Origin of the sequence: Arthrobacter sp. STN4, assembly GCF_024539665.1 — a bacterium.
Classification (GTDB): Bacteria; Actinomycetota; Actinomycetes; order Actinomycetales; family Micrococcaceae; genus Specibacter.
Genome location: NZ_JAKZGX010000011.1, coordinates 60,003 through 82,307 on the forward strand (window position 1 = coordinate 60,003; position 22,305 = coordinate 82,307).

General features: G+C 69.1%; 18 protein-coding genes. 13 read left to right on the forward strand and 5 right to left on the reverse strand.

Translation table 11 applies throughout. The features are described 5' to 3' along the window. Window positions 1–59: 59 nt before the first annotated feature. The 8 genes from MMF96_RS10115 (at window position 60) to holA (ending at window position 12,197) form a co-directional block, all read left to right on the forward strand. Window positions 60–1,823, forward strand: a complete 1,764-nt coding sequence (locus MMF96_RS10115) for a glycerol-3-phosphate dehydrogenase/oxidase (protein ID WP_176615999.1) — start codon at window positions 60–62, stop codon at window positions 1,821–1,823. Window positions 1,824–1,908: 85 nt separating this feature from the next. Next, complete coding sequence (locus tag MMF96_RS10120) at window positions 1,909–2,649, forward strand: MIP/aquaporin family protein (protein ID WP_176615900.1); 741 nt, start codon at window positions 1,909–1,911, stop codon at window positions 2,647–2,649. 94 nt (window positions 2,650–2,743) lie between these two features. Continuing rightward, window positions 2,744–4,258: a glycerol kinase GlpK gene (glpK, locus tag MMF96_RS10125; protein WP_176615901.1), complete on the forward strand. Its 1,515-nt coding sequence runs from the start codon at window positions 2,744–2,746 to the stop codon at window positions 4,256–4,258. 333 nt (window positions 4,259–4,591) lie between these two features. Then, on the forward strand, window positions 4,592–7,096 hold the full coding sequence (leuS, locus tag MMF96_RS10130; RefSeq protein ID WP_371130852.1) for a leucine--tRNA ligase: 2,505 nt from the start codon (window positions 4,592–4,594) through the stop codon (window positions 7,094–7,096). A 73-nt stretch (window positions 7,097–7,169) separates the two neighbouring features. Further along, on the forward strand, window positions 7,170–8,153 hold the full coding sequence (locus tag MMF96_RS10135) for a DegV family protein (RefSeq protein WP_256883467.1): 984 nt from the start codon (window positions 7,170–7,172) through the stop codon (window positions 8,151–8,153). A 60-nt stretch (window positions 8,154–8,213) separates the two neighbouring features. Continuing rightward, window positions 8,214–9,059: a ComEA family DNA-binding protein gene (locus MMF96_RS10140; protein WP_256883468.1), complete on the forward strand. Its 846-nt coding sequence runs from the start codon at window positions 8,214–8,216 to the stop codon at window positions 9,057–9,059. Next, window positions 9,056–11,131: a ComEC/Rec2 family competence protein gene (locus MMF96_RS10145; RefSeq protein WP_176615905.1), complete on the forward strand. Its 2,076-nt coding sequence runs from the start codon at window positions 9,056–9,058 to the stop codon at window positions 11,129–11,131. The genes MMF96_RS10140 and MMF96_RS10145 overlap by 4 nt, the downstream gene beginning before the upstream one ends. Before the next feature lie 70 nt (window positions 11,132–11,201). Further along, on the forward strand, window positions 11,202–12,197 hold the full coding sequence (gene holA, locus MMF96_RS10150; RefSeq protein WP_176615906.1) for a DNA polymerase III subunit delta: 996 nt from the start codon (window positions 11,202–11,204) through the stop codon (window positions 12,195–12,197). Window positions 12,198–12,311: 114 nt separating this feature from the next. Here the strand turns inward: holA and rpsT are convergent, their stop codons facing one another. Together rpsT and MMF96_RS10160 are read right to left on the reverse strand one after the other, a co-directional pair. Further along, complete coding sequence (rpsT, locus tag MMF96_RS10155) at window positions 12,312–12,572, reverse strand: 30S ribosomal protein S20 (RefSeq protein ID WP_176615907.1); 261 nt, start codon at window positions 12,570–12,572, stop codon at window positions 12,312–12,314. A 175-nt stretch (window positions 12,573–12,747) separates the two neighbouring features. Then, on the reverse strand, window positions 12,748–13,314 hold the full coding sequence (locus tag MMF96_RS10160) for a type II toxin-antitoxin system PemK/MazF family toxin (protein WP_256883469.1): 567 nt from the start codon (window positions 13,312–13,314) through the stop codon (window positions 12,748–12,750). A 208-nt stretch (window positions 13,315–13,522) separates the two neighbouring features. On the opposite strand from MMF96_RS10160, the gene lepA reads away from it, so the two are divergent. Both lepA and hemW read left to right on the forward strand, forming a co-directional pair. Continuing rightward, window positions 13,523–15,379, forward strand: coding sequence for a translation elongation factor 4 (gene lepA / locus MMF96_RS10165; RefSeq protein WP_176615909.1), 1,857 nt, complete (start codon window positions 13,523–13,525; stop codon window positions 15,377–15,379). Next, window positions 15,376–16,605 carry a radical SAM family heme chaperone HemW gene (hemW, locus tag MMF96_RS10170; protein WP_256883470.1) on the forward strand — a complete coding sequence of 410 codons (1,230 nt, stop codon included), beginning with the start codon at window positions 15,376–15,378 and terminating at the stop codon, window positions 16,603–16,605. Before lepA ends, hemW begins: the two co-directional genes overlap by 4 nt. 33 nt (window positions 16,606–16,638) lie before the next feature. Here hemW and MMF96_RS10175 read toward each other — a convergent pair whose 3' ends face one another. Both MMF96_RS10175 and MMF96_RS10180 read right to left on the reverse strand, forming a co-directional pair. After that, complete coding sequence (locus MMF96_RS10175; protein WP_256883471.1) at window positions 16,639–17,031, reverse strand: DUF4870 domain-containing protein; 393 nt, start codon at window positions 17,029–17,031, stop codon at window positions 16,639–16,641. Between the two features lie 60 nt (window positions 17,032–17,091). Further along, a complete protein-coding gene (locus tag MMF96_RS10180; protein ID WP_256883498.1) occupies window positions 17,092–17,943 on the reverse strand; it encodes a DUF3097 domain-containing protein in 852 nt (283 codons plus the stop codon). Between the two features lie 182 nt (window positions 17,944–18,125). On the opposite strand from MMF96_RS10180, the gene hrcA reads away from it, so the two are divergent. Genes hrcA through MMF96_RS10195 form a run of 3 tightly spaced genes read left to right on the forward strand, consistent with a single transcriptional unit; the run spans window position 18,126 to window position 21,096 of the window. Beyond that, on the forward strand, window positions 18,126–19,139 hold the full coding sequence (gene hrcA, locus MMF96_RS10185; RefSeq protein WP_176615911.1) for a heat-inducible transcriptional repressor HrcA: 1,014 nt from the start codon (window positions 18,126–18,128) through the stop codon (window positions 19,137–19,139). A 52-nt stretch (window positions 19,140–19,191) separates the two neighbouring features. After that, window positions 19,192–20,319, forward strand: a complete 1,128-nt coding sequence (dnaJ, locus tag MMF96_RS10190; RefSeq protein WP_256883472.1) for a molecular chaperone DnaJ — start codon at window positions 19,192–19,194, stop codon at window positions 20,317–20,319. A gap of 6 nt (window positions 20,320–20,325) precedes the next feature. After that, a complete protein-coding gene (locus MMF96_RS10195) occupies window positions 20,326–21,096 on the forward strand; it encodes a 16S rRNA (uracil(1498)-N(3))-methyltransferase (protein ID WP_256883473.1) in 771 nt (256 codons plus the stop codon). A gap of 33 nt (window positions 21,097–21,129) precedes the next feature. Here MMF96_RS10195 and MMF96_RS10200 read toward each other — a convergent pair whose 3' ends face one another. Beyond that, window positions 21,130–22,140, reverse strand: a complete 1,011-nt coding sequence (locus MMF96_RS10200) for a GerMN domain-containing protein (RefSeq protein ID WP_256883474.1) — start codon at window positions 22,138–22,140, stop codon at window positions 21,130–21,132. Window positions 22,141–22,305: the final 165 nt, after the last annotated feature.

Consider the following 22,305-nt stretch of genomic DNA (forward strand, 5'->3'; position numbering starts at 1 on the left):
TAGTGGGAACAGGCGCCCTGTGCGCAAAGATCCAGGATGCGAATGAGGCCACCGTGCGAATCCCCGGCAATGCCGCCAAGAACGACTCCGACGCGGGGGCTGCCCGCCGTCCCCATGTGGACGCCCTGCGGAACCGCCCCCACGCCCAGGTCCTAATCATCGGCGGCGGAATCAACGGAGTCGGCACCTTCCGGGACCTGGCCCTGCAGGGCATCGACGTGGCCCTCGTGGAGCGCGGGGACTACTGCCAGGGGGCTTCCGGTGCCTCCTCGCACATGATCCACGGCGGCATCCGCTACCTGGAAAATGGCGAGTTCCGGCTGGTGCGCGAATCCGTGGTGGAACGCAACCGCCTGCTGAAGATCGCCCCCCATTACGTCAAGCCGCTGCGGACCACCATCCCGATCTTCAGCACCTTCTCCGGCATCCTGGCCGCCCCGATGCGCTTCCTCACGCACAAGCAGGGCAGGCCGCAGGAACGCGGCGCCTTCCTGATCAAGGCCGGCCTGACCATGTACGACTCCTTCTCCCGCGACGGCGGCAGCGTCCCGCGGCACCAGTTCAAGGGCCGGACCAAGGCGCTGGCAGAACTGCCCGCCCTGCACCCGGGCATCAAGTACACGGCCACCTACTACGACGCCTCCGTGCACAACCCGGAGCGGCTCACCCTGGACGTGCTGCAGGACGGCGAGAAGGCCGGCACCCCGGCGGGCGGCCCGCACCGGGCGCGGGCCACCAACTACGTGGCCGCCACCGCCGTCACCGGCGAGGGCGTCCAGCTCACGGACCAGCTCACCGGCGAGGAATTCACGTTCACCGCGGACGTCATTGTCAACACCACCGGCGCATGGGTCGATGCCACGAACGAGGCCATGGGTGCTGCCACACGCTTCATGGGCGGCACCAAGGGCTCCCACATTGTGCTTGACCACCCGGAGCTGCTCGCCGCCTGCAACGGCCGCGAAATCTTCTTCGAACACACCGACGGCCGGATCGTGCTGATCTACCCCATGGGCGACCGTGTCCTGGTCGGCACCACCGACATCGATGCGGACATGAAGCAGGACGCCGTGTGCACCGAGGAAGAGGTTGACTACTTCTTCGAACTGATCGGCCACGTCTTCCCGGCCATCACGGTCTCCCGCGGGGAGATCGTCTACAGCTTCTCCGGTGTCCGCCCTTTGCCGCGCCACGACGAGACGGCCCCCGGCTTCGTCTCCCGCGACTACCGCATTGAGCGTGCGGACCGCAGCATCGCCGGCGCCACAGTCCCGGTGCTGAGCCTGGTGGGCGGCAAATGGACCACCTTCCGTGCACTGTCCGAACACCTTGCCAACGACGTCCTCGCTGCCTTGGGCGCCGAACGGAAAACCTCGACGGCGAAGCTCGCCATCGGCGGCGGCGCGGGCTTCCCTGCCACCGACGCCGCGGTGGAGGCATGGATCGCGGCCCACACGGGCGGGGGCATCGACGCGGCCCGGGCCGCCGTCCTGCTCACCCGCTACGGAACCCGCGCCGGGCAGGTGCTGGACTATCTGGCCGCCGGCGCGGATGAGGCCTTTGAATCCACCCGCGAGCTCAGCCGCCGCGAAATTGAATTCATGGTGGAGCACGAACAGATCGGGCACCTGATCGACGTGCTGGTCCGCCGGACCTCCCTGGCCTTCCGCGGCCTGGTCACGGCCGAGCTGCTGGCCGAGACGGCGGCGGCACTCGCGGGGCCGCTGGGCTGGCCGCACCACCGCGTGCAGGATGAGATCCGCCACGCCCAAGACATCCTCGCACGCTTCCACGGCGTGCAGGTCCAAAGCTTGATCGCCTAACCGCCCTGGGGCAGGGGGGCTCAAGAACTGCGGTCACAGGACGGCCGCAGTCAGCCAATAAATGAATAGATAGAAGGAGTCAAAGATGTCTCTTGGAATAGTGTTCCTGTCTGAGGTGATGGGAACAATGATGCTCACCCTGCTGGGTTGCGGCGTCGTGGCCAACGTGGCCCTGAGGGGGACCAAAGGCAACGCCGGCGGCTTCCTGATGGTCAACTGGGGCTGGGGCCTGGCCGTCATGTCCGGTGTGTTCGTGGCCGCCAAGTCCGGTGCGCACCTGAACCCGGCCGTCACGGTGGGCATCCTTTCCAGCGGTGCCACCGATTACGCACCCAACGTGCCGGTCAGCTTCGGCTCGACCCTGACGTACTTTGGCGGGGAAATGCTCGGCGCCTTCATCGGCGCGGTGGTGTGCTGGCTGGCGTACAAGCAGCACTTCGACGGCGAGCCCGACGGGGCAACCAAGCTGGGCGTGTTCTCCACCGGCCCGGCGAAGCGCAGCTACGGCTGGAACGTCGTCACGGAAATCATTGGCACCTTTGTGCTGGTGTTTGTCATCCTGCACTTCGGCGGCGGCGTGACGGGCCTGGGCCCGCTGCCGGTGGCCCTGCTCGTGGTGGCCATTGGCGCGTCCCTCGGTGGACCCACCGGTTACGCCATCAACCCCGCCCGCGACCTGGGACCGCGCATTGCCCATGCGCTTCTGCCCATCAAGGGCAAGGGCTCCAGTGACTGGAGCTACTCGTGGGTACCGGTCGTGGGACCGCTCATCGGCGGCGCCCTGGGCGGGCTGATGTCCCAGTGGCTGCCGCTCGTCGTGAAGTAAATCTTGTTGTTAACTGCCTGATGAAGTAGACCATGTAGTACTTGAAGAGTGGGCCGCAGCTTGCTGGCAGGCTGCACAAACAAAGGAAACAATGATGTCCCAGTACGTAATTGCCATTGACCAGGGAACCACCAGCAGCCGTGCCATCGTGTTTGACCACGACGGCAACATCGTTTCCACGGGGCAGCTTGAACACGAGCAGATCTTCCCCAAGGCCGGCTGGGTGGAGCACGATGCGGCGGAAATTTGGAACAACACCCGCGAGGTCATCGGCACCGCCCTGGCACAGGCCAACCTCACCCGGCACGACATCGTCGGCGTCGGCATCACCAACCAGCGCGAGACCGCCGTCGTCTGGGACAAGACGACCGGCGTCCCGGTGTACAACGCCATCGTCTGGCAGGACACCCGCACCCAGCCCATCGTTGATGAACTGGCCGCTGACGGCGGCGTCGAACGGTTCAAGGCGAAGGTGGGGCTGCCGCTGGCCACCTACTTCTCCGGCACCAAGATCAAGTGGATACTGGACAACGTCGAGGGCGCCCGTGAAAAGGCGGAGGCCGGGGACCTGCTGTTCGGCAACACCGATTCCTGGGTGACCTGGAACCTGACCGGCGGCACCGACGGCGGCGTGCACATCACCGACGTCACCAACGCCTCCCGCACCATGTTCATGGACCTGGAAACCCTCTCGTGGGATGAGGGGATCCTGGCCGCCTTCGGTGTGCCGAAGTCCATGATGCCCGAGATCAAGTCCTCCTCCGAGGTGTACGGCACCGTGCACGGCAGCCAGCTGCTGCGCGAGGTCCCGGTGGCCGGCATCCTCGGCGACCAGCAGGCGGCCACGTTCGGCCAGGCCGCGTTCGCCACCGGCGAGGCCAAGAACACCTACGGCACCGGCTGCTTCCTGATCTTCAACACGGGCGAGGAAATCGTCCACTCGAAGAACGGGCTGTTGACCACCGTGGGCTACAAGCTCGGCGACGCCAAGCCGCACTACGCCCTGGAAGGCTCCATCGCCGTCACCGGTTCCCTGATCCAGTGGCTGCGCGACAACATCGGGATGATCAAGACGGCACCCGAGGTGGAGGAGCTGGCCGCGGCGGTGGAGGACAACGGCGGCGTGTACATCGTCCCGGCGTTCTCCGGCCTGTTTGCCCCGTACTGGCGCTCCGACGCACGCGGCGCCATCGTGGGGCTGACCCGCTTTGTGAACAAGAACCACATTGCCCGGGCAGCCCTGGAGGCCACCGCCTTCCAGACCCGCGAGGTGCTTGACGCGGTCAACGCCGACTCCGGTGTCGACCTGAGCGAACTGAAGGTCGACGGCGGCATGGTCGCCAACGACGCGCTCATGCAGTTCCAGGCAGACATCCTCGGCGTCCCGGTCATCCGCCCGAAGGTCGTTGAAACCACGGCCCTCGGCGCGGCCTACGCGGCCGGGCTGGCCGTCGGCTTCTGGAAGGACCTGGGCGAACTGTCCAGCAACTGGTCCGAGGACAAGCGCTGGGAACCGCAGATGGACGCCGCCGAGCGCGACCGCCAGATGCGCCTGTGGAAGAAGGCCGTCACCAAGTCCATGGACTGGGTTGACGCCGACGTGAAGTAGCGCCCGCAGCCTGCGTCGAGAAGGGGCCCCGCCCGTCCCTGGATGCTCCCAACCCTCGCAAGCTCGGGTCGGGGCCCTCGCATCCAGGGGTCCACCGCGGTGCCCGACCACACCCTGGCCCCTTCTCGGCTCCGGCCGCGCAGAATGCCGCGCCGCAACGGCCTTGGTATTTATTTTTATGTGTGCGCTAAAGTAATAAGGTGCATACAGTCCTCCTCCTTATATAGCCGCAATGTCCATTGCGGTGCGCCCCTTGCGTCTGTCGAGGGGCTTTTGTGTGTGTGGGGGCAGGGGTGCAACGAAGACATGAATGAACCAATAGAGGCAGGGTATGTGAGCGTGCAGTCCCAGACTGAAGAGAACAGCGAAGAAGGCGTCTACAGTTTCGCCGCGATGGAGGCCAAGTGGCCGGCCGTCTGGGAGGAACTGAAGGTCTTTACGCCCCTTGACGACGGCTCGAAGGAACGCCGCTACGTCCTGGACATGTTCCCCTACCCCTCCGGCGACCTCCACATGGGCCACGCCGAGGCCTTTGCCATGGGCGACGTCGTTGCGCGCTACTGGCGCCAGCTGGGCTTCGACGTGCTGCACCCGATCGGCTGGGACTCCTTCGGCCTGCCGGCGGAAAACGCCGCCATCAAGCGCAACGCCCACCCCAGCGAGTGGACGTACGCCAACATCGACACGCAGGCGGAGTCGTTCAAGCGCTACGCCATCTCCGTGGACTGGTCACGCCGCCTGCAGACCTCCGACCCCGAGTACTACCGGTGGACCCAGTGGCTGTTCAAGCGCTTTTACGAGCGCGGCCTGGCCTACCGCAAGGATTCCCCCGTCAACTGGTGCCCCAAGGACCAGACGGTGCTGGCCAACGAACAGGTCGTCAACGGCGCCTGCGAACGCTGCGGCACCATTGTCACGAAGAAGTCGCTGAACCAGTGGTACTTCAAGATCACCGACTACGCCGACCGCCTGCTGGACGACATGGAGGCGCTGCAGGGCAACTGGCCGGACCGCGTGCTGGCCATGCAGCGCAACTGGATCGGCCGCTCGGAAGGCGCCCACGTCACCTTCGTCATCGAGGAGGCCGGCGCCGGCAAGCCGCAGCAGGACCTGACCGTCTTCACCACCCGCCCGGACACCCTCTACGGGGCCACGTTCTTTGTGGTGGCCGCCGACGCACCCCTGGCCCTGGAACTGGTGACCGCCGAGCACGCCGAGGCGCTCAGCGACTACCGCGACCAGGTCAAGGCCCTCAGCGACATTGAGCGCCAGGCCACCGATCGCACCAAGACCGGCGTGTTCACCGGCCGCTACGCCGTCAACCCCCTCACCGGCGAGAAGCTGCCCGTCTGGGCGGCCGACTACGTCCTGGCGGACTACGGCACGGGCGCCATCATGGCCGTCCCGGCCCACGACCAGCGCGACCTGGACTTCGCCAAGGCCTTCGGGCTGCCCGTGCGCGCCGTCCTGGACACCGGCGCGGAAGACCCGGCCGTCACCGGCCGTGCCACCACCGGTGAAGGCACCCTGATCAACTCCGGCGACCTCAACGGGCTCTCCAAGGCCGACGCCATCCCGGCCGCCATCGCCATCCTGGAGAAGCTGGGCACGGGGGAGAAGTTCGTCAACTTCCGCCTGCGCGACTGGCTGCTGTCCCGCCAGCGCTTCTGGGGCGCACCCATCCCGATCATCCACTGCGCAGACTGCGGCGAAGTCCCGGTGCCGGACGACCAGCTGCCCGTGCGCCTGCCGGACAACCTGCGCGGCGAGGCCCTTGCCCCGAAGGGCACCTCCCCGCTGGCCGCCGCGAGCGACTGGGTCAACGTCAGCTGCCCGCAGTGCGGCGGCGCCGCCAAGCGCGACACCGACACGATGGACACCTTCGTCGACTCCTCCTGGTACTTCCTGCGCTTCACCTCACCGCAGTTCACCGAGGGCCCCTTCGACCCGGCCAAGGTCAACGACTGGATGCCCGTGGGCCAGTACGTGGGCGGCGTGGAACACGCCATCCTGCACCTGCTCTACGCGCGCTTCTTCACCAAGGTCATCCACGACATGGGCATGCTGGACGCCACCGAGCCCTTCAGCCGCCTGCTCAACCAGGGCCAGGTGCTCAACGGCGGCAAGGCCATGAGCAAGTCGCTGGGCAACGGCGTGGACCTGGGCCAGCAGCTGGACCGCTACGGGGTCGACGCCGTCCGCCTCACCATGGTCTTCGCCGGCCCGCCGGAGGACGACGTCGACTGGGCGGATGTTTCGCCGTCGGGCTCGGCCAAGTTCCTGGCCCGCGCCTGGCGGCTGGGCAACGATGTTGCCGCCGCACCCGGCACGGACCCGGCCGCCGGCGACGCCGCACTGCGCTCCATCACGCACCGCACCATCCACGAGGCCAAGGCCCTGCTGGAAGGCCACAAGTTCAACGTGGTGGTGGCGAAGCTGATGGAACTGGTCAACGCCACCCGCAAGGTCATCGATTCGGGTGCCGGCGCAGCGGACCCCGCAGTGCGCGAGGCCGCCGAGGCCGTGGCAATCCTGCTGAGCCTTTTCGCCCCGTACACGGCCGAGGACATGTGGAATGCCCTGGGCCACCCCGCCTCCGTGGCGAACGCCGGCTTCCCCGCCGTCGAGGAGGCCCTGCTCGTCCGGCAAAGCGTCACGGCCGTCGTGCAGGTCAAGGGCAAGGTCCGTGACCGGCTGGAGGTGTCCCCGGACATCTCCGAGGACGAACTGCGCGAACTTGCCCTCGCCTCGGAGGCCGTCACCAAGGCCCTGGACGGGGCCGGCATCCGCACCGTCATCGTCCGTGCGCCCAAGCTCGTGAACATCGTCCCCGCCTGACACGGACGGTGCACCGCGGCAGGGCGCCGCACCCGGCGGCAAGGTAGGGACGGCAGGGGAAAGGGGCGGTCGGATGGACAAACCCGGAGCACGCGACTGGCTGCGCCACCAGGCCGCCCGGCTGCGGCTCCGCCCGCCGGCCGCCGGCGAAACAGCCGGGGCGCTGCCGCGGATCGCCGTCGTCACCGACTCGGCGGCAGCCCTGCCGCCGGAGTGGGTGCGGGAACAGTCGGCCGGGGGACGCCTGACCGTGGTGCCGATGCCGGTCATCATCGGCGGGGAGGTCTTCTCCGACGACGACGCCGGACTCGAGGCCCAGATGTCCCTGGCCCTCGCCTCGGGCCGGCAGGTGCGCACCTCGCGCCCCTCGCCCGGGCAGTTCCAACGCGCCTACCAGGCTGCCGCCGGGGCGGGCTATGACGCAGTGGTCTCCCTCCACATTTCCGCCAAGCTCTCCGGCACATTCGACTCGGCAGCCCTGGCAGCCGGAGAGGCCGGGATCCCCGTGCACGTGCTGGACTCCGGCACCGTCGGCATGGCCCAGGGTGCGGCCGTCCAGGCCGCCGTGCGGGCCGCCGCTTCCGGCGCGGAGGCCGGGGAGGTCCTGGCTGCAGCACGGACCGCCGCCGAACACGCCACGGTCTTTTTCTACGTCCCGAGCCTGGAACAGCTGCGCCGGGGCGGACGGATCAGCCTGGCCTCCTCGTGGCTGGGCGCGGTGCTGGACATCAAGCCGTTGCTGGGCATTGTCGACGGTGCCGTGGTGCCCCTGGAAAAGGTGCGCACGGCTGGCAAGGCCATCGCACGGCTGGAGCGGCTCGCGGCCGATGAGGTTGCTGCCCGGCCGCCCGGCAGCGCCCGCATCAGCGTGCACCACTTTGGGAACTCCGAACAGGCCCTGGCACTGGGCGAGTCGCTGAGGGCAGACTGCCCGGGACTGGCAGCGGCGGGGCTCACCCGCCTCCCGTCCGTACTGGCCGCCCATGCGGGCCTGGGCGTGCTGGTGGTGGTCATCTCGGACGCGGTGGCTCCTCCACAAGGGGAGCCGGCTGCCTGAGGGCCCACATTGGGGCTGGCGGCCCGTGCGCCGTCCCCCTGCCGTGCCTACCGTAGGGACATGGAAGGCGAGCGCCATCAGGCTGCATGGACGCCCGGGACGGGCGGCACCGGCCGCGGCACCCCGGAAGGCAGGGGTCCGCGCTGGATCACGTCCCTGCGTGCACTCGTCGTGCTCCTGGCGATGGCCGTGGCGGTCACGGGCGTGCTCTGGCTGGAACAGGCCGGGACATCGGCGGCGGCCGGCAGGCAGGCGACGGCAGGCACCGCCGGGGTGGCGGTTCCGCCGCTGGGCCGGGAAGCCGCTCCCGCAACTGCCCCGGCGGCGGGGGCTTCCCCGCCCGCAGCGCAACAATCCGTCCCCACACCGATGCCGCCGGAACCGCCGGGGAAAGGCGCCGTCATCGTGCACGTGGCCGGCGCCGTCCAGCACCCCGGCGTGTACGCGCTTCCAGCCGGCAGCCGGATCCTGCAGGCAGTGCAGGCGGCCGGCGGGGCGTTGCCCGGGGCCGTGCTGGACGCGCTTAACCTGGCCGCCCCCGCCGTCGACGGCACGCAGGTCCGGGTTCCCACCCAGGTCGAAGCCGGCCCGGCCGGCGGCGTGGGAGCAGTTGGCGGGGGAGTGGGCGGCGCACCGGGAGGCAGCGATGCCGGAACTGCCGGTGGCCCCGGCACCGGTTCGTACGGAACCGGCTCCGGCGGGCCGCACGGCGGCCTGGTGGACCTGAACACGGCCACGGCCGCGCAATTGGACGCCTTGCCGGGGGTCGGGCCGGTGCTGGCCGGGCGCATCGTGGCCTGGCGCACCGACCACGGCCCCTTCACCTCGGTGGACGCGCTGGATGCGGTGTCCGGGATCGGCGCCAAGCTGCTGGCGAACATCCGTCCGCTGGTGACAGCACGATGAGGCGGCCGGACGCACGCTGGCGGCACTATGCGCGGGCCGCCGTCGATGGCCCGCGCAGCGCTTCCCCAGCCCGCGCCGACGGGGCCATGGTCGACGACGCAGCATCAGCACAGGCACCGGCCAGCGCGAGTGGCCGCAGCAGGGCCTGCAGCAGGGCTGGCCGCGGCGGCGCAGCCAGCATGGCCGCGATCCGGGTCCGCCTACAGACCCGCCTCCACGCCCTGGCCACGGAGCGCGGCACCGCCACGGATCCGGGCCTGCGGCCGCGTCCCGACGTCCGCCTCCTGCCCGCCGTTGCCGCCACCTGGGCCGGGGCCGCGGTGGCCATTGGACAACCGTGGGGGTCTTCCGCCGTCGCGGCCGCCTGCTGCCCGGTCCTGTGCGCCGCCGCGGCCGCGGTGGCGTTGCGTGGCCTTCCCGCCAACCCTGGGCCCGCCCCGGGCCCTGACAGTGTCAAGGACGGCGGCCCTGGCCGCGACGGTTCCGGCCGGCCCGCCCGTGACGGTTCCGGCCGGCCCGGCCGTGATGAGGCGGTTCGCGGTGGCCTGCCGTCCCGGGGCGAGGCGGCAAGGACGGACGCCCGTGGGCCGTCGCGTACACGGACCCGGGGGAGCGTCCTGCCAGGTGTGGCGGCCACGGTCGCAGTGGCGGCGCTGTGCCTCGGCGTGGTGCTCCTGGCTGTGGCCCTGCGCCAACAGGACCGGCAGAACACCCCGCTGGCTGCTGCCGTTGCCTCCGGCTGGCAGCTGTCCCTCACGCTGGAAGTGATGGAAAGCCCGCGGCCGCTGGCCGCCGGGCCGGGGCCGCCGCAGGTCACGTTCGCCGCCGTGGTCCGTCAGGCCACGGCACATGGCCGGCGGCTGGACGGGCCCTTGCCCATCCGCGTCGTGGCGGGTATGGACTGGCTGGACGTTCCGGAGGGCGCCACCGTGGGCACGGCCGGCACCGTCCCACCCGCCGGACTTGCCGAACGGGACGCCGGCATCCTGCACCCTTCCACGGCACCCCTTGAGGTCCGGACGCAGCAGGCGGGCAGCCCGGCTCTGGCGTTCCGGTCGGGATGGCTCCGGGCGGCCCGGCGGGTCTGGGCCGGGACGGCCCCGGACGTCGCCGGCCTGCTGCCGGGCATGGTCATGGGTGACCGCAGTGCCAGTCCGCCCGGCCTGGCCGGGGCGATGAAGGCTGTCGGCCTGACCCACCTGACGGCGGTCAGCGGCGCCAATTGCACGTTGGTGCTCTCGGCCCTGATGGCTGGGTTGCGTTCGTTGCATGCGCCCCGGTGGGCGGCCGGGGCGGCGGCGGTGCTGGGACTGGCCGGATTCGTTGCCGTGGTCGGGCCGGACCCCAGCGTGCTGCGGGCGGCGGTGATGGGGGGAATCGGCTGTGCTGCCATGCTCAGCGGCCGGCCGCGACGGGTGGGTGCGCTGCTCTCGGCCAGCATTGTGGTGCTTCTCGTGGCCGATCCCTGGCTCGCCCGTGACTTTGCCTTCATCCTGTCCGTGCTGGCGACCCTCGGCCTGCACCTGATGGGCCGGCGCTGTGCCCGGTGGCTGGGTACCTGGCTGCCGGCGTGGGCGGCGCAGGCCGTGGCCATTCCGTTGGCCGCCCAGTTGTTCTGCGCCCCGGCGATTGTATTGTTGCAGCCCAGGCTGGCGATCTACACGGTGCCGGCGAACATGGCCGCGGCGCCGGTCGTGGCACTGGTGACCACGGTGGGCACGCTGGGCCTGGTGGCAGCCCCGCTGGTTCCCCTGGCCGCGGACCTCTGTGCGTGGGTGTCGGGCTGGGGAGCCTGGTGGGTTGCCGCCGTGGCCCGGTGGATGGCCGCGTTGCCCGCGGCGGGCCTGCCCTGGCCCGGGGGTGTCCGGGGCGTGGTGCTGATGGCACTGATGGACGCGGCGGTACTGGGCGCCTTGGCGGCGCTGGTCGAACGGCAGCAGCTGGCCGGCAGGCTCGCCGCGCTGCGCGCGGGGCTGCCGGAGCAGTGGCGTTTCCTGCTCGGATTCAGCACCCTGTCGGTGTCGGCCGCCGTGGCTGCCGGGCTCTGGACCATGGCGGTGCTGGGCGCGTGAGCGGCTTGGGAAACGCAGGACTTGGTGGCAGAGTGGATGCAGTGCACACACCACTGATAGGAACAGCGCCATGAGCCCCGCAGCACGGCCGTCGGCAGGCGCCGACTGGCGGGACGTCCCGCTGGCCCCGGTGGTGTTGATTTACGGGCCGGAGGACTTCATCGCCAGCCGCGCGCGGGACGGGCTGCGCAGCAAACTGCGCGCCCAGGACCCGGACCTGGAGCTCACCACCCTCGACGCAGCCGCGTACACGGCGGGCACCCTGGCCATGGTCGCCAGCCCCTCGCTCTTCAGCGAACCCAAGCTCATTGAAGCCTCAGGGCTCGCCTCCATGAGTGACGACTTCCTGGCCGACGCCCTCGCCTACCTCAAGGATCCGGCGCCGGACGTGACGCTCATGCTGGTGCACGGCGGCGGCACCCGCGGCAAGAAGCTGCTGGACGCACTCAAGGCGGCAGGCATGCCGCGCGTTGAATGCCTGGCCTTGAAAAAGGACCAGGAAAAGGCCGCATTCGTCACCTCCGAATTCCAGCTGGCCAAGCGGCGCATCGACGCGCAGGCCGTCCGTGCCCTGGTGGCGGCGGTGGGGGCGAATCTCGCCGAACTGGCCGCCGCCTGCCAGCAGCTCGTCTCCGACACCACCGGAATGGTGGACTCCGATGCGGTGGACAAGTACTACGGCGGCCGTGTCGAGGCAACGGCCTTCCGGGTGGCCGACGCCGCCCTGGCCGGAAACGCGCCGGCAGCCCTGGCCAACCTGCGCCACGCCCTGGCCACCGGGGTTGATCCCGTGCCGCTGGTGGCAGCCCTGGCCATGAAGGTCCGCCAGGTCGCCAAGGTGTATTCGCTCCGGGGCAGCTCCGCCCAGCTGGCCCGTGACCTGGGCATGGCACCCTGGCAGGTGGACACGGCCCGCCGCGACGCCGGCCACTGGAATGCCGGTGGGCTGGCGGCCGCCGTCCAGGCGCTGGCCGAGGCCGACGCCCAGGTGAAGGGTGCGGCACGCGACCCGGTGTACGCCGTCGAACGCGCCGTGACGCTCATTGCCACCAGCGCGCGGCGCTAGCCCGCCGGCCCAAGGACCAACCCGGGGCCGGCCCGGGGGTGGACGCGGACAACAAAAGGCCCCCGCCACAATGGCGGGGGCCTTTTGCCTGAGTCGCGAAGCGGGTCGGCTTCCCTAGAGGGCGTTGACCTTCTTGGAGATGGCCGACTTGCGGTTGGCAGCGTTGTTGGCGTGGATGACGCCCTTGCTGACAGCCTTGTCCAGCTTGCGGCCTGCGTTCACCAAAGCAGCCGCAGCTGCATCCTTGTCAGCCTTGGCAACGGCCGTGTTTACTGCACGGATCGCGGTCTTCAGCTCGGACTTCACCGAGAGGTTGCGCTGGCGCGCCTTCTCGTTGGTGAGGATGCGCTTCTTCTGGGACTTGATATTAGCCACGTTTTATAACTCTCTTTTGATACGAAAATACGGTCGTAGAGGGCGTAGCCTGGCCGTCGACAGCGGCGTGGGGATGCTCGAATTATGGTGAACGTCTGGCCAGGCTGTTGTGTCCGCCGACCTGCACGGACACACACGCATGAAATTCTAGCAGAAAGGCGGCGTGCCCTGCCGCCTAAGTCCAGCCGTGCCGGGTCCGCAGGCCCTCGGCCACCTGGCCAAAGCGCCTGGCGTCGAGCACGGCTCCCTCGCGGCGGATGTCCGCCTCGCTGATCTGCAGGATCCGGTCCAGCTTGGCCTCGCTCGGGCGCCCCTGCCGGTCCCAGGCACCGGGGCCCAGGTCAACGTAGTCGTTGTCGCCGCGGTGGTCGCCGGCATGGTCCTTGCTGGTGAGCATGACGGCCAGCAGGTGCCTGCCGGCGCGCCCCACCACCAGCACGGGCCGGTCCTTGCCCTGGCTGAAGTCCTCCTCGAACGGCACCCAGGTCCACACGATCTCCCCTGGGTCCGGGGCGCCGTCGGGTTTGGGGGAGTACAGGGTGCGGGACGTGCCGCGGAAATCCCCCGGGTAGGGGCGGGCAAGGCCCTGCGCGGTCCCGGACGACGCCGGACGTCCGTCCGGGCGGGCCGTGCCCCGTGCGCCGGGCCTGCGTGCGGGCGGCGCCTTCGTGCCGGCTGACTTGAGGAACGAGCCGGCTAGGCTGCGCAGGAGGCCAAGGATGCGGTCGGTATTTGATGGCATGGCCCCCACCTTATCGAACCCGAACCCGGGCCCGACGGACCCGGGCGGCAGGCGGCGGGCCCGTTCCCTAACCCCGGCCCAAACGTGGGAGACTTGACCCTAATGAGTGTCCGGCGCCTGCCGTGCGGACACGCCCAGCACGCTCCGGCGCCCCAGCCGGCAGCCGTGCCGGCTTGCAAGAGTGCCCACGCAACAGTAAGGAACCCCAGTGTCACCCATGGCCCGCACTGCCCCGGTGCCCGCCGCCACCGATCCGGCGATCATCAGGAACTTCTGCATCATCGCCCACATCGACCACGGGAAGTCGACCCTGGCGGACAGGATGCTCCAGCTCACCGGAGTGGTCCAACAGCGTGACATGAAGGCCCAGTACCTTGACCGCATGGACATTGAGCGCGAACGCGGCATCACGATCAAGTCCCAGGCGGTCCGCATCCCCTGGGAGCTGGACGGCACCTCCTACTGCCTGAACATGATTGACACCCCCGGGCACGTGGACTTCACCTATGAAGTCTCACGGTCCCTCGCCGCCTGTGAGGGCGCCATTCTCCTGGTCGATGCCGCCCAGGGCATCGAGGCCCAGACCCTGGCCAACCTGTACCTGGCCATGGAAAACAACCTGACCATCATCCCGGTGCTGAACAAGATCGACCTGCCGGCCGCCCAGCCGGAAAAGTACGCCGCCGAGCTGGCCAACCTCATTGGCGGCAGGCCCGAGGACGTGCTGCAGGTCTCGGGCAAGACCGGCATGGGCGTCGAGGCGCTGCTGGACCAGATCGTCCGGGAACTGCCGGCACCGGTGGGCGACCCCCAGGCCCCGGCCCGCGCCATGATCTTCGACTCCGTCTACGACACCTACCGCGGCGTGGTGACGTACGTCCGGGTCATCGACGGCAAGCTGACGCCGCGCGAGAAAATCCAGATGATGTCCACGCGCGCCACGCACGAACTGCTGGAAATCGGCGTCAGCTCGCCAGAGCCGCAGCCGTCCAAGGGGCTGGGCGTGGGCGAGGTGGGCTACCTGATCACGGGCGTGAAGGACGTGCGCCAGTCCAAGGTGGGGGACACCGTCACCACCTTCGTCAAGCCCGCCGCCGAGGCCTTGCCCGGCTACCACGACGCCAAGCCCATGGTCTTCTCCGGCCTGTACCCGATGGACGGCACGGACTATCCGGTGCTGCGCGATGCGCTCGAGAAGCTCATGCTCAATGACGCGGCACTCATTTATGAACCGGAAACCTCCGCCGCCCTGGGCTTCGGGTTCCGCGTGGGCTTCCTGGGCCTGCTGCACCTGGAAATCACCCGTGAGCGCCTCGAGCGCGAGCACAACCTGGACCTGATCTCCACCGCCCCGAACGTGGAGTATCAAGTCACCCTTGAGGACAAGCGGGTCATCAAGGTGACCAACCCCAGCGAATACCCCTCCGGGAAGATCGCCGAAGTCCGCGAGCCCATGGTGGCCGCCACCATCCTGGCCCCCACCGAATTTGTCGGCGCCATCATGGAACTGTGCCAAACCCGCCGCGGCATCCTCGGCGGAATGGACTACCTCTCCGAGGACCGGGTCGAAATCCGCTACCGCCTGCCGCTGGCGGAAATCGTCTTTGACTTCTTCGACATCCTCAAGTCCAAGACCCGCGGCTACGGTTCACTGGACTGGAAGGCAGACGGCGACCAGGTCGCCGACCTGGTCAAGGTCGACATCCTGCTCCAGGGCGAGCAGGTTGACGCGTTCAGCGCCATCACCCACCGCGACAAGGCGTACGCCTACGGGGTCATGATGACGGGCAAGCTGCGGGAACTGATTCCGCGCCAGCAGTTTGAGGTTCCCATCCAGGCAGCCATCGGCGCCCGGATCATCGCCCGTGAAAGCATCCGCGCCATCCGCAAGGACGTTTTGGCCAAGTGCTACGGCGGCGACATCTCCCGCAAGCGCAAGCTGCTCGAAAAACAAAAGGAAGGCAAGAAGCGCATGAAGATGGTGGGCAGGGTCGAGGTCCCGCAGGAAGCGTTCATCGCCGCCCTGACCACAGGGGAATCCCCCAAGGACAAGTCCAAGAAGTGACCCCCAGCGCACTTCCCCTCGGCGATCCGGCCCCGGCCGACGGCGTCCTGCCCGCCCAGGCCGCCCTTGGCGCGGCGGAGCGGAAGTTCAGCCTGTACGCGCACATCCCCTTTTGCGCCGTGCGCTGCGGCTACTGCGACTTCAACACCTACACGGCCACGGAATTGGGCGGGGGAGCGTCCCAGGACGCCTACGCCGCCACGGCCGTGCGCGAGGTGGGGTTCGCGGCCGGGGCCATGGAGGCCTCCGGCCTGCCGCCGCGCAAGCTCAACACCGTATTCTTTGGCGGGGGCACCCCCACGCTGCTGCCGGCAGGCGAGCTGACCCGCATCCTGGGTGCCGCCGTCGGGCAGTGGGGGCTGGAAGACGGCGCCGAGGTCACCACGGAGGCCAACCCGGATTCGGTCACGCGGGACTCCCTGCAGGAACTGGCCCACGGCGGTTTCACCCGGGTGTCCTTTGGCATGCAGTCCGCCGTCCCGCACGTTTTGAAGGTCCTGGACCGCACGCACAGCCCGGAGCGGGTGCCGCAGGCGGTCGCGTGGGCGCGCGAGGCCGGGCTGAACGTCAGCCTCGACCTGATCTACGGCACACCGGGGGAGTCGCTGGCCGACTGGGAAACCTCGGTGCGCACCGCGCTGGGCTACGGGCCGGACCACATCTCCGCCTACTCGCTCATCGTCGAGGAAGGCACCAAGCTCGCCGCCCAGATCCGCCGCGGCCAGGTGCCCGGCATTGACGACGACGACCACGCCTTGAAGTACGAGCTCGCCGACGCCCTGTTCGGGGAAGCCGGCCTGTCCTGGTACGAGGTCAGCAACTGGTCCCGCACGCCGGAGGACGCCTGCCGGCACAACCTGGCGTACTGGCGCGGGGACGACTGGTGGGGCGTCGGCCCGGGCGCGCACTCGCACATGGGCGGCGTGCGCTGGTGGAACGTCAAGCACCCCACCGCCTACGCCAACCGCCTTGAGGCGGGCCAGTCCCCGGCGGCCGGGCGGGAAACCCTGGACGCGGACACCCGGGAACTGGAGCGAATCATGCTGACCTCCCGGCTGTCCGACGGGCTGGCGATTGACACGCTCAACCCGTCCGGCCGGCACGCCGTGGCCGGCCTCATCGCCGGCGGCCTGATCGATCCGGTCAAGGCCTTCCACGGCACCCTGGTGCTGACCCTGAAGGGCCGCCTCCTCGGCGACGCCGTCACCCGGGCCCTCCTGGACTGACCCCCGGAAACGGGCGGCGGGGCCGGCGGAGAGCTAGTGGATGCGGCGCAGGTTCCAGGGGTAGCGGTAGGGGTTGCCACGGCTGACCTGGATGGCGGCGATGACGGAGCAGACGGTCAGGAACACCCAGACGATGAGGGCGAGCATCGAGAAGACGGTCCCCACGGAGGGGCTGAAGATCCCCACCACCAGGGCGATGATGTTCAGCGCCAGCGCCAGGATGGTGGGCGGCAGCGTGAAGTTCAGTGCCTCCAGGGATTCCTGCTCCGTGAACGGGCCGCGGCCGGCCATGAACTTGTAGATGAGGGCGGACGGGATGCAGCCCAGGACGCCGCCGCAATGGGCCAGGAACGCCCACTGCTTGTCCTCTGCGGGCGTGAGTGGGGGTTTCGCCGGATTCGTCATGGGGTTCGACGGATTGCTCACGTGTAACTTGCCTCTCAACAATGTGGTCGCCGCCTGGCCGATGCTGCGCAGGTCGTCCTACTAGGATACGGGTGCTGTGAGGAAGTCGATGACTTCCTCCACGCGTCCCAGCAGTGAAGGCTCGAGGTCGGAATAGCTGTTGACGCGTGAGAGCAGCCGCTGCCAGCCCAGCCCGATGTCCTCGGCGGTGCTGTGGGGCCAGCCGAAGGCCTGCAGGATGCCCAGCTTCCACTCCACGGTGCGCGGAATCACGGGCCAGGCCGGGATGCCCAGCGTGGCGGGCTTGATGGCCTGCCACACATCCACGTACGGATGCCCCACCACCAGGACGTTCTTTTTCGCTGCCGGCGATTTCATGAGATCCGCCACAATGCGCGATTCCTTGGAGTGCGGCACCAGGTGGTCCACCAGCACGCCCAGCCGGCGGTCCGGCCCGGGACCGAACGCCTTGACGGCCGCCGTGAGGTCGTCAACGCCGCGGAGGGGTTCGACGACGATCCCCTCCACCCGCAGGTCGTCGCCCCACACCTTTTCCACCAGTTCGGCGTCGTGCTTGCCTTCCACCCAGATGCGGCTGGCCTTGGCGACCTGCGCCCGCAGCCCTTCCACCCTGACCGATCCGGAGGCGGTCCTGGTGGCCTTTTGGGGCGCCGCGGCGGCCACGGGGGCCACTATCTCAACGGGTTCGCCGTCAACGAGGAAGCCGAATCCCAGGGGAAAGGCCCGGACCTTCTCGCGCCGGTCGGCCAGTTCCATGATGTGCATGCCGCCGGACTTTTCGATCCGGACCACGGCGCCGACCCATCCGCTCTGGACGTCCTCGACCACGAGTCCGCGGGCGGCAGGGACCTGGCGGAGGGTGCGTGCCTTCGGTGCGCTGATGTCCTGGTAGCCCCAGTTGTTGGCCTGCACTGTACGGTTGCCCCTTGCCTGTTCGGGCCCGGCCTGCACGGCCGTGGCGGAAAATTCCATGCTAGCGCCCCTTCCGGTGCCGCGTGCGGGGACCTGCCGGGCGGCGTGCCGAAAACCCGTGCCGGGAAAGTATTAGACTTGGCACTTGAATAGGTAGAGTGCTAATCAAGGAGGTGCAAGGCATGAGTGAACCACGGAAGCTGGAAGTCCTCCGGGCCATCGTCGAAGACTATGTCCATTCCCGCGAACCGGTCGGCTCCAAGGCGCTTGTGGAACGGCACCGCCTGGGCGTCTCGAGCGCCACCATCCGCAATGACATGGCGGCGTTGGAGGAGGAGGGGCTGATCACTGCGCCCCACACCAGCTCGGGGCGCATTCCCACAGACAAGGGCTACCGGCTCTTCGTGGACCAGATCTCCTCCGTCAAGCCGCTCTCGGCCGCGGAACGGCGCGCCATTGCGATCCTGCTGGACGGGTCGACCGACCTGGACGACGTGCTTGAGCGCACGGTGCGTGCGCTGGCGCAACTGACGAACCAGGTTGCCGTGGTGCAGTATCCGCGCTCGGCCAAGGCCACTGTGCGGCACATCGAATTTGTGTCCCTGGGCCCCATGCAGGTGTTGGTGGTGCTCATCCTGGCCTCGGGCAAGGTGGAGCAGTCGGTGATCGACGTCGGCATCCCCCTGGACGACGTCCGGCTGGCTGCGCTGCGCCAGGAGTTCCTGTCCATCCTGCACGGCTGCACGGTCGCCAACCTGCCCGCAGCACTGGAACTGCTGCCCACAGCCCTTCCGGCGTCCGAGCAGGAGACGGCCCGCAAGCTGGCCCACGGCCTGGAGCAGCTCGCCCGGGCCGCGCGGGAGGACCGCATCGTGCTGGCCGGCACGGCCAACCTGGCCCGGTCCAACAATGACTTCCCGCTGAGCATTGGCCCGGTCCTGGATGCGCTGGAGGAGCAGGTGGTGCTGCTGCGCCTCCTGGAGCAGATGGCCCAGGACTCGCTGGGCATGGCCGTGAGCATCGGCCGCGAAAACCCGCACGACTCCCTGTCGGAGGCGTCGGTGGTGGCAACCGGCTACGGGCCCGATGCCAGCGCCAAACTGGGGGTGGTGGGCCCCACCCGGATGGATTACCCCAACACCATGTCCAGCGTCCGGGCCGTGGCCCGGTACCTGTCACGAATTTTGGCCGGCTGACCGGCCGGCACGGCAACCCTACGAACACGTTCCACTGGAGAGAGTAAGAATTTTGAGCAACCACTACGACGCATTGGGTGTCTCCCGCGACGCGACCGCGGAGGAAATCAAGAAGGCGTACCGCAAGCTCGCGCGGAAACTTCACCCGGACGTCAACGACGCCCCGGACGCCCAGGAGCGGTTCAAGGCCGTCACGCACGCCTACGAGATCCTTTCCGACCCGCAAAAACGCCGCGTCTACGACACCACCGGCAACGAAAACGGCAGCAGCGCCGGCGGCGGCAACTTCGACGGCCAGGGCTTCGCCTTCCAGGACATCTTCGAGACATTCTTTGGTGGGGGTGGCGGACAGGGCCGGGGCCCGGAACCGCGCATGCGCCGCGGCCAGGACGCCCTCATCACCGTCCGCATCGACCTGCGCGAAGCCGTTTTTGGCGTCAACAAGAAGCTTGAAATCGACACCGCCATCACCTGCCCCACATGTGAGGGCAGCTGCTGCCGTCCCGGCACGCACCCGGTCACCTGCGACGTCTGCCACGGCAGCGGCCAGATCCAGCGCCCCATGCGCTCCATCCTGGGCAACGTCATGACCCTGGCCACCTGCAACTCGTGCCAGGGCTACGGGACCCGCATCGAGGACCCCTGCAACGAGTGCATGGGCGAGGGCCGCATCCGCGACCGCCGCACCCTGACCATCAAGGTCCCGGCCGGCGTGAACACCGGCACCCGCATCCAGCTGGCCGCCCAGGGCGAGGCCGGCCCCGCGGGCGGACCGTCCGGGGACCTGTACGTGGAAATGAAGGTCAACAACGACCCCGCCTTCCTGCGTGAGGGCGACGACCTGCACGCCACCCTGAGCGTGCCCATGACGGCGGCCGCGCTCGGCACCGAACTGGCCCTGGAGACGTTCGACGGCGAGCAGCCCATCACCATCAAGCCCGGCACCCAGGCCGGTGAGGTCATCAACCTGCGCAGCCTTGGCGTGACGCACCTGCGCGGCTATGGCCGCGGCGACCTCAAGGTCCACGTCCACGTCGAAACCCCCACCAAGCCCGATGCCGCCCAGGAGGAACTGCTCAAGCAGCTCGCCGCCCTGCGCGGGGAAACCTTCAGCGAGGGGAAGCTGGTCAGCAGCGGCGGCATGTTTGCCAGGCTCCGCGACAAGCTCGGCAACCTCTAGGGTGCCGTGAGCAACCCCGTCTTTTACGCCACGCCCCAACAGCTGGCGCCCTTGAAACCCGGTGACGCCTTCCGCCTCGACGGGGCCGAGGGACGCCATGCGGCCACGGTTAAAAGGCTCACGCCGGGCGAACCCGTGGACGTGTGCGACGGCGGCGGGTTGCGCCTGGTGTGCACCGTCACCGCAGCGTCGGCCGGGGTCCTGGACGTCCGGGTCGACCAGGTGGCCGCCGAGGATGCGGCCGCCTTTGGGCTGGTGCTGGTCCAGGCCCTCGCCAAGGGCGACCGTGACGAACTGGCGATTGAAACAGCCACGGAGCTTGGCGTGGATACGGTGGTGCCGTGGCAGGCCGAGCGCTCCATCGTCCGCTGGAAGGCGGACAAGGCCGCCAAGGGCCGGGCGAAGTGGCAGGGGGCAGTGGCGGCCGCCGCCAAGCAGGCCCGCCGGGCCCGCATCCCCGGCGTCGGCGAACTCGTTGGCACCGCGGGCCTGGTGGACCTGATCCGGGGCGCCGGACTGGCCCTGGTCCTGCACGAGGACGCCGTGGACACCCTGCCCGCCGTGGTGCGCTCCTGGCGCGGTTCGCCCGCGGGGCAGGACACGGGTGCCAGCATCGTGATGGTGGTGGGGCCCGAAGGCGGGATGAGCTCCCGGGAGGTGGATGCCTTCCTGGCGGCAGGGGCGCGCACCGCCAGGTTGGGACGGCACGTGCTGCGCTCGTCCACGGCCGGGCCGGCCGCCGTCGTGCTTCTCAGCGAAGAACTGGGCCGCTGGTAGCGGCAGGCAGCCGCACCACCGGCTGCGGCAGGCTTATTTTGCTGCCGGGCTGGCGGTGGGCCCAGACAGCGTGACGACCTTGCTGTCCACGCCGACCTGCCCCCCGGGGACGCTCGGGTCGGCGATGAAAACCGAAACCTGGTAGGTGCCCAGCGGGGGCACCACGGTGAAGCTGAAGGCGCCGAGCTGGCCCGGCCCCTTGGGAATCCTGACCGTCCCGGACTGGTAGACGCCCCCGGCCTTGCCGCCGGTCACCGCGGACAGGCTCCAGGACAGCGAACCGCTGGGCGAAATGCCCTGCCCGTCCACCTTCAGCGGCAGCCCGTGGCTGGTGGCGCCGTTGCCGGGGTCAATGATCCACACCGGGGCCACCAGGGCGGGGTCGCGCGTTTGCGGCTTGTCGAGGACGACGTGGCCAAAGGCGTTGAAGCCGGTGTGCCCGTCTACCAATATGGACACCTGGACGGCGGCATCGGGGTTGATCAGCCCGGCCATGGCGGCGGAGGCGGTGGCGGTGTACACCAGCTGGGACACCGACCGCCTGGCAATGCCGGCGTCCACCGCCTGCCCAAAGGCGTCGGCAGAGACATCAACCGTAATGACATTCTTGGCCGAGATGGACGCGGCCAGGCGCGACGGCTTCTTCCAGACCGAAAAATAATCCGGGTCCTTCGGGGAACGGGTCATCATCGCCTGCAGGGCGGCGACGATCGGTTCATCGGTGGTGGGTGAGGGCAGGAATTCACGGTACAGGTAGACGGAATTGTTGCTGTGCCCCAGCCAGTACACGGGAATCGTCTGGGTGGCGGCAGGGGTTTCCAGCGGGGCGCTGGTGACCTGGCTGGTGGACCGGGTTCCGGCCGTCGTCGGCATCACGGTGTCATTGGCGTTCCGCACTCCGGCAGCGCAGCCGCTTGCCATCAGGGTCGCGGCCACGACGGCGGCGGCCAGCCCGGCCCGCCTGCCTGCCCCGGCCGGGACCCGGCGCACCGGCCGGTCCGGCACGGGTGCGTGCGGACGGGGGGTGCGCGGATGTACAGGCATGCCGATGCTTAGCTCGCTTTTCAGGCTGGTTGGTGGCAGGCCGCCATGCGGCCGATGCGGTGCTCCAAGTGCCCCCACAGACTTCGAACCTTCAATAGCTTGGCACACGGAACCCGGAGCCCGCCCGGATCTGGGGGCAAATCCGCGAACTGAAACCGTATCGAA